Genomic DNA, 14,476 nt, shown 5'->3' on the forward strand with positions numbered 1-14,476 from the left:
GAAGTATGGCTCATGTCTGAGCTTTCGCATTCAGCGGACCGAGACGGTGCAGCTGTTGGCGTGTTGCGCGTCGTGAGCGAAGCAGCTAACTCCGAACCATGAAGTTCGTCAGCGACCGCTCCTTCGCCGATCCCGAAGCCGCCGCGCGCAAGCTCCTCGAAATCGCCCACAGCATTGAGGCGGTCCAGGACGGCCGGATCCACATCGAAAGTATCCCTGCGGCGGCGGCCACCTTGTGCAATTCCGCGGCCTTTCTGAGGATGTGACCTTAAGTCTAGCCTTAAGGTCATGTAGCGAATGCAGGTCAAGGTCTTAGGTGCTGAACGTCGGCGCCGATGGAGTTACGACGAGAAGGTCCGCCTAGTTGAGGAGACCTTGCAACCTGGCGAGACGGTCTGCGGCGTCGCCCGCCGACATGGAATGGCTCAAAGCCTGCTGTTCACGTGGCGCCGACAGGCACGCCAGGGCTGCTTAGGCGGCGAGACCGTTCCGGCGCTCGTTCCGGTGGAGATCACTTCTACGCCGGCTTCAGCATCGACGTGCGCGCCGCAACCGTCGTGTTCGCCTCCTGCGCAGCGTGCAAGGGCTGGAATCATCGAGATCGAGCTTGGCGGCTGTCGGGTGCGGGTTGACCGTGACGTAGACAGCGAGGCGCTGCAGCGGGTTCTTGAGCTATTGAGGCGGCGATGATCCCGATCCCGAGCGGCGTCAGGGTCTGGATCGCCACGGGTCACACGGACATGCGCCGCGGCATGCAAAGCTTGGCTCTTACGGTTCAGGAGAGCTTGAAGCGCGATCCTCATGCCGGTGATCTCTACATCTTCCGGGGCCGCCGCGGCGATCTGGTCAAGATTTTATGGCATGACGGGCTAGGCATGTCGCTCTATGCCAAGCGTCTTGACCGCGGCAAGTTCATCTGGCCCTCGGCATCGGGCGGTGCGGTGTCGATCTCGGCGGCGCAGATGGCCTATATGCTCGAGGGCATCGACTGGAGAAATCCACAACTAAGTTGGCGGCCGCAGAGCGCGGGCTGAGCGAAGAAATCTGCGAGCGTTTCCATTTTAGGGAGTCCCAACGCGTCCAATCTGTGATTCATTGCGTCGCATGGATGGTGGTCGCGACGGGATTCCGGATGAGGTCGCCGCCTTGAAAGAGGCGCTGGCGATCGAGCGCGCGAACGGCTTGGTGATCGCGGCCGAACTTGCGGTCGCCCGCGCCAAAGCGTCAGAAGACGAGGCGCTGATCGCCCAGCAGAAGCTGCAGATCGCCAAGCTAAGGCATCAGATCTACGGCCAACGGTCAGAGCGATCGTCCCGCCTGATGGATCAGTTAGCGCTGACGTTCGAAGAGCTGGAAAGTAACGCCACTGAAGACGAATTGGCAGCCGAACGTGCCGTGGCCAAGACGACGACGGTGCGCGGATTTACGCGCAAGCGCGCCGAGCGCCAGACCTTCCCCGAGCATCTTCCACGCGAACGGGTGGTGATCGATCCACCGACGGCTTGCGAGTGCTGCGGCAGCAAGCGCCTGCGCAAGCTCGGCGAGGACGTGACCTGGACGCTGGAATCCGTGCCGCGCCAGTGGAAAGTGATCGAGACGGTGCGGGAGAAGTTTAGCTGCCGCGACTGTGAGAAGATCAGCCAGGCTCCAGCGCCGTTCCATGCTGTCGCACGAGGCTGGGCCGGTCCGAGCCTGCTGGCCATGATCATGTTCGAGAAGTTCGGCCAGCATCAGCCGTTGAACCGCCAGGCCGAGCGCTACGCCCTGGAGGGCGTGCCGATCGCGCTCTCGACCATGGCCGACGCCGTGGGATCGGTCTGCACGGTACTGGATCCTCTGCTGCGCCTCATCGAAGCCCATGTCATGGCGGCCGAGCGTCTTCATGCCGATGATACGACGGTGCCGGTGCTGGCCAAGGGAAAGACCGACACGGGACGGTGCTGGATTTACGTCCGGGACGACCGACCCTTTGGTGGCGCGGGTCCGCTTACGGCCATGTTCTACTACTCACGCGACCGCAAGGGCGAGCATCCTCAGGCGCATTTGGCCCGTTATGCCGGCATCCTGCAGGCCGATGCCTTTGACGGGTACAACCAGCTCTATCTGGCTGGGCGCCAGCCCGGACCGATCCGGGAGGCTGCTTGCTGGGCGCATGCGCGACGTCCATTCTTCGCCATGGCCGACATCGAAGAGAATGCGCGGCGCAAGGCCGCTGGCAAAAAGGAAATCCCGATCTCGCCGATCGCGATCGAGGTCGTGCGCCGGATCGATGCGCTGTTCGAGATCGAGCGCTCGATCAATGGCAAGAGCACACAAGAGCGCCTGGAGGTTCGGCAGACGCTGAGCCGGCCCATTGTCGAGGATCTTCAAATCTACATGCGGGAGCAGCTTGCCAAGCTCTCTCGCGGGCACGACCTGGCGAAGGCGTTCACCTACGTCCTGAAGCGCTGGCCGAGCTTCACCTTCTTCCTCGAGGACGGGCGTATCTGTCTCTCCAACAACGCTGCCGAGAGAGGCCTAAGAGGCATAGCTCTTGGGCGAAAATCCTGGCTGTTCTGCGGCTCTGACCGCGGCGGACGGCGTGCCGCAGCCATGTATACCTTGATCATCTCCTGCAAGATGAACAGTGTCGACCCGCAGGCCTGGCTGGCGGACGTCCTCGCCCGCATCGCCTCCCATCCGGCTCATCGGCTGGACGAGCTGCTGCCCTGGAATTGGAAGCCAGCGACAGCAACGATCTCCGCTCGAGCGGCATGACCACGCACGTCAACAAGTCCATCACGTCACCACCATCAGTCAGGTCGCCAAGGACCTCGGCGAAGACGAAGAATGGTTGCGGGATATCGCCATCGAAATGGAAATCGAGGACGGTGTGATCTGGGTCTATGGCGTCGGCGAAGACGGCATCCAGGCGTTCACCGACTTCGGATCGAAAACCTGATCGAGCTCATCCGGATGTACAAAGAAAATCCGGAATGGCTCAAGCGCTGGCAATCAGAATAATCTAGTTGGCCAGCGGCCCACGCCGCATGCTTACCATCGAAAAGATTAACTGGCCTTTCTTAACAGACCCTGCAATCAGGGGCACACCGTCCGAATACAAGGCCGGCCTTGAGTTTGCCGTCGCCAAGGGCTGGTTCTGGATGCACGAGAGCGGGGCTTACGTGAAGATCACTGAGGTTGGCGCTGCGGTGTTCGCATAAGAACGGCCCCGTCGCGAACGCCGTAACCGCGAGCGGGGCCGCCAACTCCTCGGCGCCAGGGGACGTTTGCCGAGGAGCCGACCACAGGCTACCGAGCAAGCCGGCGCTCAACCTTCCTACGGCTGCTGCCGACCTTCTTAACGACCCGCTTCACTGCGGCTGGCGATCGACGCGTCTTTTTCGCCTCGTAGCGCACCTCGTAGTCCTGGCCGCCGGCAACGCGGGCGCGATCCTGCTTGCGGCCGCGGGCGGTTTTCTTTTTGGTCTTTTTCGCCATTGCTGATCCTCCAGCTTGGCGGATAATGGAGATTGCGCGTCAAAGTTCCCGAACTCGGAACGAATGACTTCGGTCCGAGTTCGGCGCTCATTGTGTGGCGGAGTTGCGTATGGACTGTGACGACTCGCAAGGTCTTTGAAATTTGACCAGCCGATTCGGCTCGCCAACAGAAAACTCCTGCGCACACTGCGCGACGCCGGCGAATACGCTGCCGTGTTGCCGACGAAGGAAGCCGCGCTCGAGCGCTGGCAGCTCCCGGCGCGATGCCTGTTAGCGGCCGCTGAGGGGAAAGGCCTGGTGATGATGGCGCGGATCGCAATGTTGCAGGCACTGACTGCCGAACAGGCCGAGACCGCGCTGACGCCGCGGAAGAAGCCGGCCAAGAAATACAGGATCATCCGATGACAACCGTCCGGATCTACCGCAATGGCTGCAGGGCGAGGCAGGCCCAGTGCTGCGGGTCAGCGATGTCGATTGCGTGAGGATGTTCGGACATGCCAACCGCTGGCTTGAGGTGAACGATCCGGAAGGCGCCGCGTTTGAATACCATACGCGGTGGAGCAAGCGCCGCCGAACGCGAGCGTTGCTGTTCCAATGACGGACCAGGAACAGAAGCAGCCACCCAAGCCGCAGACGCAGGACCCTCGCCCGCGCTGTCCGACTTGTGCCACCTTTCCCCGACTTATTGGCGCGTTCCTCGATTCAGCTCGCGGCAGGAGCATGCGCTTGTACGAGTGCGAGATCTGCGGCGAACGCATCTGGAATGAGTAGCCCCCTTTGAACCAAAGTGGAGTGTGGTAGTCTAGCTGCATCACCGGCCAAGGCCATGTCCGTAGGCGTCGGTGGCTGAGAGACCAATCGCGCTCCCGCCTGCAAAGAAGGGAGCGCCGCGTGCCGGACCCATTGAACATCGCCAAGCAGATCGATTTTCGTAGGCGGCTGGCGGCCAACGATGCCGAGTTCATTGCACAGGCTCAGGACGTGGTGGCGCGATGCAAGACGCTCCTTGAAGAGGACCCGCCCAACACGTTTCTGGGGGAGCGCCATCATTGGCCGCTGCCCAAAGAGTAAGGCGGCCTGTTTATTGGGTTTCTGGAGGCCGCCTAGTGGCCCGAGGCGATGCGCTCCCCATAAGAGAGCGCGACAAAGATGCGCATACCCCGAGGCAAATACCCCGGAAACGCGTCAGGAGGACAAGTCCGAGCATTTGATAAAGTGCCCCGCCTGCGGCGCCGGGCATGCGCGATCTCGGAACGGTGCTGGACCATGAAGGGCCGCTCCCGCATCCGACAGAGGACCAACCTCAATGAAGGAGGGCCATGATGGATCAAACAACCAGAATCGACTTCAGGTTGAACCGATTCTAGGTCGTGAGAACACAGTTAGATAAAGGGGATAAGATCGCACTCAACATCTTGGCAAGACAATGAGCAAGCGGGCGGCCTATGAAAAAGCACAGTTCAAGTTGGCATTCGTGGCAGCTTGGGATTGTCTTTCTCGTGATCGTAGCAGGGACTCCGATGGCCGTCCGAGCTGCCGACAGTTGTCCTGGCGAACCCAATTATTATCCGCAATGTAATAAGGGCGGACGTGTCTGCTGCTGGGCCGGTAGCCGCGCATTCGCCGGTTTGTTCCGGCAGCTGCTGCGCTGACGGCACATCTCCCGCAAGCGGTCAAAATTGCCCCACGAACGAAGTTTGTACCAACGGAAAGTGCGTTTGTCCTTCGGACATGGAGATCTGTAGTGGCGCCTGCGTCGACACAGACACGGACGTGGCCAACTGAGGTGGCTGCGGCAACAAATGCGATACCAAAGGCGGGCAGGTCTGCAACGAGGGCAACTGCGAGTGTCCGCCAGGACAGCCAACCAATTGCTCTGGATTTTGCGTTAACACCGACATCGATCCGAAGCATTGTGGCTCATGCGCCTATGCCTGCGGGCCGAGCGACAAGTGAGTTGCCGGACAGTGCCTACCAGGGCCAGTGCCCGTCCCCGGACCCAATAACTCTCCAAACGGCCCCCTAAGCCGATGCCATTGCCGAACGGCGGGCGCCAACTCTTCTGTCAACTCGAAAACAAATCAAACTGGGACCACTGCCCTCAACGAAGTGGCGGTCCGCTTCCTTGAGGTCCGCTCAGATGGGGCATAGCGGACTAGATTTGCTCGCCCTGAGCCTTTCGCATTCTGACCGAAAGCAGGCACGGGCAGCGCATCGTCTAGGCAGGAATGTATGCGGTGCAGCGGGCCGGTCGGCAGCGGATAGCTCGCGACGAGCCGGTGAAGCTGATAGATTGTTATCGTCAGGAGCTGATCGATGACATCCATTAACGAACGGCTTCTCGAAAACAAGATGACACAGATCGAGCAGGCCCGCACTTGGAGCCCGCGCGTCATCTCCAAATTCGAAACGCTGATCCGCGGCGGCGACGAGGTCAGCCTCTACCGTGCCAATCCGCTGGCGTTCGCCCGCGATCGCGGTGTGGCTGAGCCGGAGTCGATCGATCTATTCCTCCACGCCGCTCGCGCCGGGCTGGTCGACATGCATTGGGACATTCTCTGCCCCCACTCGGGCCTGGTGTTGGAAAGTTTCGGGAGGCTCCGTGCGCTTCGGAGTCATTTCGTCTGCGGGCTATGCGATATCGAGGGTCAGACCGAGCTCGACGACTTCATCGAGGTTTCCTTTTCCGTCTCGCCGCAGGTCCGGCGCCTCGCTTTGCATGACATCGACAATCTCTCGATCGAAGATCTGCACTGGAAGCTCAAATTCGCCAGCAGCGGACGGCTGCCCGGCGGACAAACCCGATTTGTCGATTTCCTGCGCAGCCTGGTCCGCGGAATGACTTATCTGCCATCCGGTCTGACTACGACACTGCAGGCCGAGATTGGGCCCGGCTCACTCTCAGGCGTCAACGTCCAGACGCAGGCGGGCTTCACACTTCAGGTCGTGCTCGCTCCCACTACCGTGCAGATGCCGAACACTCCGACGATCATTCGCATCACCTATGACGGGCAGCGTTTCACGCCTGCCGTTTCGGCCGTGCCGTCGGGAGCTGCGGTCTTCGAGATCAGCAACACCGGTGCCACGCGCGGTTCGCTGCTCGTAATCAATTGGCCTCCCGAAATCGTGTCCATGCCAGAGAAGCCGACGCTCGAATTCGACCCCTACGTCTCGGGCGGCATGCTGCTGACGCGTCAGACCTTCCGCAAACTCTTCCGCTCCGAGCGAGTGGATGAGGAGGAGGGCCTCGGTGTCCGGCAGGTGACGTTCCTGTTCACGGACTTGAAGGGTTCGACCGCGCTCTACGAGCGTCTCGGGGATCTCAACGCTTATGCGCTGGTCCGGGAACATTTCGCGCTACTCGACGCAATTGCCCATCGGCATGGCGGTGCCATCGTTAAGACCATCGGCGACGCCGTCATGGCAGCGTTCTTTCGACCGGTCGATGCCGTGGCGGCAGCGCTCAACATCTTGCAGGAAATCGGTCGGTTCAACCACGAGCACGGCCCGCCCACTATCATTCTCAAGATGGGCGCCCACTGCGGGCCTTCGATCGCTGTGACCCTCAATGAGAATCTCGACTATTTCGGCCAGACCGTGAACATTGCTGCGCGGGTGCAATCATTCGCCGACGCTGGCGAAATCTGCCTCACGGAAGCGCTTTATACGGCCCCCGGTGTTCGCAAACTGCTGGTGGGCCACGATGTCGAGGAGTTCGGCGCCCCGCTGCGCGGCGTCGAGGGCGAGGCGCGAGTCTATCGGGTCACCGGCTGATCGTAGCGTTCGCCGCGTCAATCCGCTCAGGCGAAGCGTACTGATCGAAACGTGCTTCGGACGTCTGACCGACAACGGCCCCCCGCCACTACCGGCCATCCCTGAAAGCGGGCCTGGGCTAGAAGAAAGTTCAGGGACGGGTGATGGTGAACTGCGTGAAAGAGGACTGCCGTCCTCCGTCGTGAATGTCGCGTCGTGGCCCATCAGCAAGTGGATACCTGCCTTGAGGGTCCGCTTAACGTAGCATGGCAGATTAGATTTGCTCACCCCGAGTTCTTCGCATTCGACCGAGAACGGACCTAACGCCGGCTGACGGGAATATGCTAAGCTCCCACCCAATGCCGCCCGGGGATGCTGACATGATGAAACGCCGCGCCTTCCTGGGTAGCACATTGAGTGCTGTCGCGTTGGGCACTTGCAATGCAGAAGCGGCAACAACGATAGCGCAAAGTGCGAGCGCAAACGCGCCGGTTGAGCCGCTTGTGTGGCCAATTGTAACGAAGCTACCTGCGGGCGTTACATCTTTCGTCGGCCACGCAGATACCGTGCTTGACGTCATCGGTCGGATCGGAGCGCCGGCAGACTTGGTTATCTTTACCGAAGGCAATCACCTGATGGTGTTGTCGAGTGACGACATTCTCGGCACATTTCCGTCATGGGCCAAATCCCAGTCGCAATACGCCAATCTCGATCTAACCAACATCATCCTGGTCACCCTGCCTCAGCCCATCCTCGTGAAGATGATAGGTGCTGGAGGGGTTGCGCTTGGTAACCTCTCGCTCGAGGTCAGCCGTACGTCTGGCTTCTATCCTGATATCTTCATGGGCTACCCGCAGCCCTTGCGGCAGCTGCATCGGCTGGGCGTCATCGAGCGTCAGGCGCGTTTCTTCTGTAAGAATCGCGGAGTTGCGCTGCTTGTCCGAAAAGGTAATCCACTCGGCATTCATAACCTGGTTGACGTGACACGTACAGGTACGCGGGTCGCGCTGTCGGACACCGGCGATGTTCGAGCGAAGTGTCTCGCTGCCACAGCGGAGTTGCTTGGAAAACCCGCGGCCGATGCTCTCGTCGCAGCTGAGGTGAACTTTCCAGGTCGCCTTGGTATCATGCATCGCGATCTTCCCGAGATGGTCGCCCGCGGTTACGCCGACGTGGCCTTCACGTGGTATCATCTTGTTTCGTATTGGGCGCGGATATTCCCGAATCACTTTGAGTTTGTTGCCGTTCCGGGCGCAGAGCCCTTCTCCACCCAGATCGCGCTGGCTCGGGTCAACAATCCACTGCGGTCAGATGCCATGAAAGCGTTCGACGAATTCTTCTTCAGCCGGGCAAGGGACGTCTATCCCCGCTATGATTTTGCGCCCATGAATGAGGATGAGTTTGGACTGACCTTGGCGCTCGATTGATCTGTCACAAGTGAGGATGTCGGCATTTGGCCGATTTTGTTGAAAAAGGCATCAGAAACGACCTCACCTCGTCCCGGACAAGCGACTCCCGGCAACGCCAACGGGTCGCGCGAACGCGCGCCCGATGACAGGCTCCGCGTTGTCCGGGGCTGAGCGGGATCCGCGACCCATAACCACAGGCCGTGTTGTCGCGATGATTGTCTAGCGCCGAACACCGCAGATAAACTCCGCGGATTGCCAGCCTGCGCCGCTGGTGCGAAACTCACCAAGGAAGCAGCATGAGCAAAGAACTGGCCGGCAAGATTGCCATCGTCACCGGCGCGGGGCGCAACATTGGCCGCGCCATTGCCTTGGCGCTGGCCGAGGCCGGTGCCGCAATTCTCGTGGGTGCGCGCAGCAATCGTAATGAAGCTGACGCAGTCGCCCGCGAAATCGAGGCATCCGGCGGCAAGGCGCTGGTCCATATCGGCGATGTCGCCGACGCCAAATCTGTGCAGGCGATGGTGGAAGCGGGCCTCAATGCTTTCGGCCGCATCGACATCCTCGTCAACAATGCGGCGCTGCGGCGGGAAAAGCCCTTTGCGGAGATGGACTATGTCGAGTGGCGCGCGATCCTCGATGTGACGCTCGACGGTGCCTTTCACTGCACCAAGGCCTGCCTTGCGGCGCTGCGGCAAAGCGGTGCGGGACGCATCGTCAACATCGGCGGCTTGAGCGCGCATACCGGAGCCCGCAACCGCGCCCATGTGGTCACGGCCAAGGCCGGTATCGTCGGCTTCACCCGCGCGCTCGCAACCGAACTTGCCACCGACGGTATCACCGTCAATTGCGTGGTTCCGGGGTTGATCGGCACAGCGCGGCCGAAAGATCAGCCGGAACCGGCGCATCGTCTGACGCATCAAAGGCGGACGGGCCAGCGTGGCAAGCCGGAAGATGTCGCCGCGGCCGTCCGTTTCCTGTGCGGTCCGGGCGCGCGATACATCACGGGTCAGGCTATCCATGCCAATGGCGGCGCCTATTTCTCCGGTTAACGCATGGCTTGCGTGCGAATTTTGCGCGGGGACTGCCGGACAATTGCGCTCGGCTGCTCCGATTTTTGATGCTACTAATTCGCATCATGAATAAGCACGCCAGCATCGACATTCGCCACTCCACGTGTCCGCATGATTGCCCATCGGCCTGTGCGCTCGATGTCGAGGTGATCGATGGGCGAAGCATTGGGCGGGTTCGCGGGTCCAAGCGGCAGACCTACACGGCGGGTGTCGTTTGCGCGAAGGTCGCGCGCTACGCCGAGCGCATCCATCACCCCGAGCGGCTGATGTATCCGCTGCGCAGGACAGGCCCGAAGGGTTCCGGCCAATTCGCGCGGATCTCCTGGGATGAGGCGCTGGACGAAATCGCCGATCGTTTCAACGCGGCCGAGCGCGAATTCGGCTCAGAGTCCGTCTGGCCCTACTACTACGCGGGCACGATGGGCATCGTGATGAAAAACGGCATCAACCGCCTCACCCATGTGAAGAAGTATTCCCGCTTCTATGCGACGATCTGCTCCAACATCGCGCGCATCGGCTTTGCCATGGGAACCGGAAAGATCGCCGGCGTCGATCCGCGCGAGATGGGCGTGTCGGATCTGATCGTGATCTGGGGCACCAATCCGGTAAACACCCAGGTCAACGTGATGACGCATGCCGCCCGCGCGAAGAAGGAGCGCGGCGCCAGAATCGCGGCGGTCGACATCTACGAGAACGAGACCATGAAGCAGGCTGACATCAAGATCATCCTGCGACCGGGCACCGATGCCGCGTTTGCTTGTGGCGTCATGCACGTGCTGTTCCGTGAGGGTCTTGCCGATCGCGACTATCTTGCGCGCTACACCGATTGTCCCGCCGAGCTCGAGGCGCATTTGCGGACGCGGACGCCTGAATGGGCCTCGTCGATTTGCGGTGTGCCGGTTGAGGAGATCGAGGCGTTCGCACGCGCCGTCGGCCAAACCAAGCGCACCTTCTTCCGCCTCGGCTACGGCTTTACCCGCAGTCGAAACGGCGCGACGCAAATGCATGCCGCGCTATGCATCCCGGCGGTCACCGGCGCCTGGCAGCATGAAGGCGGCGGCGCCTTCTTCAACAATGCGGCGCTCTGGCGCTTCAATGAGGCGATCGTCGAGGGACACGATGCGATCGACCCGAACATTCGCCTGCTCGATCAATCCAAGGTCGGGCGCATCCTGACCGGAGACGCGCAGGCGCTGCGCGGCAAAGGCCCGGTCAAGGCGATGCTGATCCAGAACACCAATCCGGTGACGGTCGCGCCCGAGCAGACGCTGGTCCGCCGAGGCTTTGCGCGCGAGGATCTGTTCGTCGCCGTGCACGAGCAGTTCATGACCGAGACGGCGCAAATGGCCGATATTGTGTTGCCGGCGACGATGTTCATGGAGCATGACGACCTCTATTACGGCGGTGGGCATCAGTATATTTCGGTCGGCCCGAAACTGGTCGATCCGCCCGGCGAATGCCGCAGCAATCACGAGGTGCTTCAAGGCTTGTCCCGGCGGGTCGGCGCAGTTCATCCCGGCTTCGAGATGACGCCGCGGCAATTGATCGATGCCACGCTGAAACTGAGCGGGCACGGCGCTATCGAAAATCTGCAAGCGGATATGTGGCGAGACTTGCAGCCGGATTTCCGCACCTCGCACTATCTCGACGGCTTCGCGCATGCCGACAAGAAATTCCATTTTAGGGTTGATTGGGCGCATCCGCTGTTCGGCCAGGTCATGGGCGAGGTGGACAAGATGCCGTCCTTGCCGGATCACTGGACAGCCATCGAGGAAGCGGACGAGGCGCACCCGTTCCGCCTCGCCACCAGCCCCTCGCGCAGTTTCCTCAACACGACATTCAACGAGACCCCCTCATCGCAGGCACGCGAGGGCAGGGCTTCCGTGATGATTCACCCGCGCGACGCCGCGGCCCTCGGGATCGCCGACGGCGATGCCGTGACGCTCGGCAACACGCGCGGCGAGACCACGCTGATCGCAAAGCTGTTCGAGGGTGTGCGTCGCGGCGTTTTGATCGCGGAATCCATTCATCCGAATCATGACCATATTGGCGGTCGCGGCATCAACACATTGACGGGAGCCGAGGCGGTCGCGCCGATCGGTGGCGCGGCCTTCCACGATAACAAGGTTTGGGTGAGGAAGGCGGCGCTTGCCGCGACCGCCGGGAATTGAGCAAAGGCGGCGGCTGGAGTGGGTGTGGCATTGTTTCAGCGGGCAATAGGCCGCATCATGATGCGGCGAAGATGCGCATGGCCCATGCGCCACACTTTCGGTCCATAAGCGTCAAAATGGCCGCCTTAATTGCCCACACACTCTCGCTCGTCCGATTCGCTAAACTGTTGCAAAGAGGCCTGTTTCACGGCCTTTGTCTGAGGGGTACGCCGATTGTTCTTGTCGACGGTCTGGACTAGGTTGCACTTTTGTTTCTTGCTTGCCTTTTTCTCAGGATCGCATAACCACCCATTTTGACATCGGCGGGAGGAGTAGCTTAAGTAGCAGGGCTTTCTCGCCGGAGACCCGTGAAGATGCTGAAATGTGCTGTCGTTGTGGCCAATCGCCCGACCGCATCTTCGCGTCTCTAACCGAAAGAGGGGTTCGCATGACCGCCTATTTCCGGCATCAGCTTGCCGATTACGTTGAATATCACCGTGATCCCAGGAACTGCGCGGCTCATGTGTTTGGTATCATCTTCCTTTTCCTTGCCGCGGTCCTTCCGCTGACGATGGTGCCCATTCCGGGGTTCGATGGCCATATCACGCTGGCCACGCTGCTGGCGCTGCCCGTCCTGATTTACTGGTTGGCACTTGATCCTCCGCTTGGACTGGCGATCGTCGCGGCGGCCGTTCTGTTATTGTCGACCGCCTCGGCCATTGTGGCCAATGTGGGCGTCGCCGGCGTGTGGACGCTTGCGGTGGTCTTGGCGGTGTGCGGCGTCACAGCTCAAGTCGTCGGCCATAAGGTCTTCGAGCGGCGGAAGCCGTCGATGGGCGATCATCCCGTGCATTTTTTGCTCGGCCCGATGTTTGTTATGGCCAAATTGTTCATCGCGTTCGGTTTCCGACACGATCTCGCAGCCATCATCGGACCGGTGCCTGAGCCGGCTCAGGCCAATCGCTGAGACGCGCCGAATTCTGCTTCATGACACGCATTCTCGTCACTGGCGGTAGCGGCTTTATTGGCCAGCATTTGGTCTCCGAACTTGTCGGTGCTGGCCACAGCGTGCGCGTGCTCGATGTCCGCCTGCCCACCCGCCCGATGCCGGGCGTGGACTATGTCGAGGGCTCGGTGCTCGATCAGGGCCTCGTTCGGGAGGTCATGAGGGACGTCGGCGAGGTCTATCATCTGGCCGGACACCCGGGGATGTGGAAGCGCGATCGGGACGAATTCTACGCCATCAATTTCAAGGGGACCGAAAACGTGCTCACCGCCGCGCGGAAGCGCGACGTCGCCCGCTTTCTGCACTGCTCGACCGAATCGATCCTGTTCCGTAGCTCCAAACCGGGGCAGCCCGCAGCGGAGAATGCCGAGCTTTCGGTCGACGAAATGCCGGGCCCTTACACGCGCTCCAAGATGCTCGCGGACAGGTTGGCGCTGCAGGCGGCGGCGTCGGGCTTTCCGGTTGTCGTCGGTTGCCCCACCATGCCGATCGGCACGCACGATCATAACCACACGCCGCCAACGGCGATGCTGCGGCATTTCCTCGGCGGCGGGCCGGTGCGAATCTATCTGGATTTCATCGTGAACCTGGTGGATGTGCGCGACGTCGCGCACGGCCTTATTCTCGCGATGGACAAGGGGCGGGTGGGGAACCGCTACGTCCTCGGTGGCGATTCCATTCCACTCGGGCAGGTCTTGGCTCTGATGGCATCCGTCAGCGGCCGTCGTAAGCTGTTTATTCCTATACCGGGCCGACTCGCGGAGTTGGCGGCATCCGTGATAGAGTTCAATGCGAATTATCTGACCCGCCGTACCCCTGCGGCGACCGTCGAAGGGGTCCGCATCGCGCGGCGGGCGAGCGCGCTGTCGATCGAGAAGGCGCGGCGTGAACTCGGTTATGCACCCCGTCCGGTCGAGCCGGTCCTGCATGAGACGATCGCTCGCATGATGGCTGCACCCGTTAGCGAGGTCTTGAAGCATGCTTAGCAGTTTGGGCGATATCAGCGATGCGCTGTTGAGCGGCTGGATCGTCACTTGGCCTACCAAATTGCTGGCGCTGATTTGGCTTGCTTGGGTCGTGAGCTGGGTGGTTGCCTCGTTCTGGTCGGGCCGGACCAAGACACATGTGCGGACCTGGGATTCCTGGGTCTATCGGCTGCCGATCCTGCTCGGCGCGATTTTGCTGATGCCTTTGACTGCGCAGGTCCTCGGAGCGAAGCCGCTCTACAATCCAGGCACCTTTGGCACCTACGTGCTTGCGCTGGTGACCTTGTTCGGCATCTCCTTCACCTGGTGGGCGCGGATCCATCTTGGCCGCTTCTGGTCCAATGCCATCACCCATAAGGAAGGGCATCGGATCATCGATACCGGTCCTTACGGAATGGTGCGCCATCCGATCTACACCGGGCTCATCGTCGGCATGCTCGCGACGGGCCTTGCGGTCGCGACGTGGCCCGCGCTGCTCGGCGCGCTGTTCGTCTGTTTTGGAGAATGGCAGAAGGCGCGGATGGAAGAAGGCTTTTTGTCCATCGAACTGGGCCAAGAGGCGTACCGAAACTACAGTCGCCGCGTCCCGATGATCGTGCCGTTCCTGCGCCGCTCGTAAGCA

Annotated in this window: 15 protein-coding genes; 14 read left to right on the forward strand and 1 reads right to left on the reverse strand. The window is 61.1% G+C overall.

Annotated elements, in window-relative coordinates; translation table 11 throughout:
* The first annotated feature begins 98 nt into the window (after window positions 1-98).
* The 5 genes from P6U23_RS09770 to P6U23_RS09790 all read left to right on the forward strand — a co-directional run bounded on the left by P6U23_RS09770 (window position 99) and on the right by P6U23_RS09790 (window position 3,203).
* Window positions 99-266 (forward strand): hypothetical protein, encoded by a 168-nt coding sequence (locus P6U23_RS09770; RefSeq protein WP_407179403.1) that lies wholly within the window; start codon window positions 99-101, stop codon window positions 264-266.
* A 31-nt stretch (window positions 267-297) separates the two neighbouring features.
* Complete coding sequence (gene tnpA, locus P6U23_RS09775; protein WP_407175017.1) at window positions 298-690, forward strand: IS66-like element accessory protein TnpA; 393 nt, start codon at window positions 298-300, stop codon at window positions 688-690.
* Window positions 687-1,034: an IS66 family insertion sequence element accessory protein TnpB gene (tnpB, locus tag P6U23_RS09780; protein ID WP_407175423.1), complete on the forward strand. Its 348-nt coding sequence runs from the start codon at window positions 687-689 to the stop codon at window positions 1,032-1,034. Before tnpA ends, tnpB begins: the two co-directional genes overlap by 4 nt.
* A gap of 70 nt (window positions 1,035-1,104) precedes the next feature.
* A complete protein-coding gene (gene tnpC, locus P6U23_RS09785; protein WP_407179404.1) occupies window positions 1,105-2,757 on the forward strand; it encodes an IS66 family transposase in 1,653 nt (550 codons plus the stop codon).
* 272 nt (window positions 2,758-3,029) lie between these two features.
* On the forward strand, window positions 3,030-3,203 hold the full coding sequence (locus tag P6U23_RS09790) for a hypothetical protein (RefSeq protein ID WP_407179406.1): 174 nt from the start codon (window positions 3,030-3,032) through the stop codon (window positions 3,201-3,203).
* Between the two features lie 88 nt (window positions 3,204-3,291).
* On the opposite strand, the gene P6U23_RS09795 is transcribed toward P6U23_RS09790, so the two are convergent.
* Window positions 3,292-3,480 (reverse strand): DUF3606 domain-containing protein, encoded by a 189-nt coding sequence (locus P6U23_RS09795; RefSeq protein WP_407179408.1) that lies wholly within the window; start codon window positions 3,478-3,480, stop codon window positions 3,292-3,294.
* A 135-nt stretch (window positions 3,481-3,615) separates the two neighbouring features.
* Here P6U23_RS09795 and P6U23_RS09800 point away from each other — a divergent pair, with 135 nt between their 5' ends.
* The 9 genes from P6U23_RS09800 (at window position 3,616) to P6U23_RS09840 (ending at window position 14,473) form a co-directional block, all read left to right on the forward strand.
* On the forward strand, window positions 3,616-3,885 hold the full coding sequence (locus tag P6U23_RS09800) for a hypothetical protein (protein WP_407179409.1): 270 nt from the start codon (window positions 3,616-3,618) through the stop codon (window positions 3,883-3,885).
* Window positions 3,886-4,371: 486 nt separating this feature from the next.
* Window positions 4,372-4,551: a hypothetical protein gene (locus P6U23_RS09805; RefSeq protein WP_407179411.1), complete on the forward strand. Its 180-nt coding sequence runs from the start codon at window positions 4,372-4,374 to the stop codon at window positions 4,549-4,551.
* Between the two features lie 1,245 nt (window positions 4,552-5,796).
* Window positions 5,797-7,254 carry a DUF5939 domain-containing protein gene (locus tag P6U23_RS09810; protein WP_407179413.1) on the forward strand — a complete coding sequence of 486 codons (1,458 nt, stop codon included), beginning with the start codon at window positions 5,797-5,799 and terminating at the stop codon, window positions 7,252-7,254.
* A gap of 359 nt (window positions 7,255-7,613) precedes the next feature.
* Complete coding sequence (locus tag P6U23_RS09815) at window positions 7,614-8,660, forward strand: substrate-binding domain-containing protein (protein ID WP_407179414.1); 1,047 nt, start codon at window positions 7,614-7,616, stop codon at window positions 8,658-8,660.
* Window positions 8,661-8,938: 278 nt separating this feature from the next.
* Window positions 8,939-9,691 carry a 3-oxoacyl-ACP reductase FabG gene (gene fabG, locus P6U23_RS09820; protein ID WP_407179415.1) on the forward strand — a complete coding sequence of 251 codons (753 nt, stop codon included), beginning with the start codon at window positions 8,939-8,941 and terminating at the stop codon, window positions 9,689-9,691.
* A gap of 86 nt (window positions 9,692-9,777) precedes the next feature.
* Window positions 9,778-11,883: a molybdopterin-dependent oxidoreductase gene (locus P6U23_RS09825; protein WP_407179417.1), complete on the forward strand. Its 2,106-nt coding sequence runs from the start codon at window positions 9,778-9,780 to the stop codon at window positions 11,881-11,883.
* Window positions 11,884-12,310: 427 nt separating this feature from the next.
* Window positions 12,311-12,829, forward strand: a complete 519-nt coding sequence (locus P6U23_RS09830; RefSeq protein ID WP_407179419.1) for a DUF962 domain-containing protein — start codon at window positions 12,311-12,313, stop codon at window positions 12,827-12,829.
* Window positions 12,830-12,849: 20 nt separating this feature from the next.
* A complete protein-coding gene (locus P6U23_RS09835) occupies window positions 12,850-13,854 on the forward strand; it encodes an NAD-dependent epimerase/dehydratase family protein (RefSeq protein ID WP_407179420.1) in 1,005 nt (334 codons plus the stop codon).
* Window positions 13,847-14,473, forward strand: coding sequence for a methyltransferase family protein (locus P6U23_RS09840; protein WP_407179421.1), 627 nt, complete (start codon window positions 13,847-13,849; stop codon window positions 14,471-14,473). Before P6U23_RS09835 ends, P6U23_RS09840 begins: the two co-directional genes overlap by 8 nt.
* Window positions 14,474-14,476: the final 3 nt, after the last annotated feature.

This window comes from Bradyrhizobium sp. STM 3562 (genome assembly GCF_045571435.1).
In the GTDB taxonomy this organism is placed as follows: Bacteria; Pseudomonadota; Alphaproteobacteria; order Rhizobiales; family Xanthobacteraceae; genus Bradyrhizobium.

Bases quoted from the DNA above. Each gene is read 5' to 3' on its own strand.
- P6U23_RS09770 (WP_407179403.1), top strand. From the start codon at position 99: ATGAAGTTCGTCAGCGACCGCTCCTTCGCCGATCCCGAAGCCGCCGCG.
- tnpA (WP_407175017.1), top strand. From the start codon at position 298: ATGCAGGTCAAGGTCTTAGGTGCTGAACGTCGGCGCCGATGGAGTTAC.
- tnpB (WP_407175423.1), top strand. From the start codon at position 687: ATGATCCCGATCCCGAGCGGCGTCAGGGTCTGGATCGCCACGGGTCAC.
- tnpC (WP_407179404.1), top strand. From the start codon at position 1,105: ATGGATGGTGGTCGCGACGGGATTCCGGATGAGGTCGCCGCCTTGAAA.
- P6U23_RS09790 (WP_407179406.1), top strand. From the start codon at position 3,030: ATGCTTACCATCGAAAAGATTAACTGGCCTTTCTTAACAGACCCTGCA.
- P6U23_RS09795 (WP_407179408.1), bottom strand. From the start codon at position 3,480: ATGGCGAAAAAGACCAAAAAGAAAACCGCCCGCGGCCGCAAGCAGGAT.
- P6U23_RS09810 (WP_407179413.1), top strand. From the start codon at position 5,797: ATGACATCCATTAACGAACGGCTTCTCGAAAACAAGATGACACAGATC.
- P6U23_RS09815 (WP_407179414.1), top strand. From the start codon at position 7,614: ATGATGAAACGCCGCGCCTTCCTGGGTAGCACATTGAGTGCTGTCGCG.
- fabG (WP_407179415.1), top strand. From the start codon at position 8,939: ATGAGCAAAGAACTGGCCGGCAAGATTGCCATCGTCACCGGCGCGGGG.
- P6U23_RS09825 (WP_407179417.1), top strand. From the start codon at position 9,778: ATGAATAAGCACGCCAGCATCGACATTCGCCACTCCACGTGTCCGCAT.
- P6U23_RS09830 (WP_407179419.1), top strand. From the start codon at position 12,311: ATGACCGCCTATTTCCGGCATCAGCTTGCCGATTACGTTGAATATCAC.
- P6U23_RS09835 (WP_407179420.1), top strand. From the start codon at position 12,850: ATGACACGCATTCTCGTCACTGGCGGTAGCGGCTTTATTGGCCAGCAT.
- P6U23_RS09840 (WP_407179421.1), top strand. From the start codon at position 13,847: ATGCTTAGCAGTTTGGGCGATATCAGCGATGCGCTGTTGAGCGGCTGG.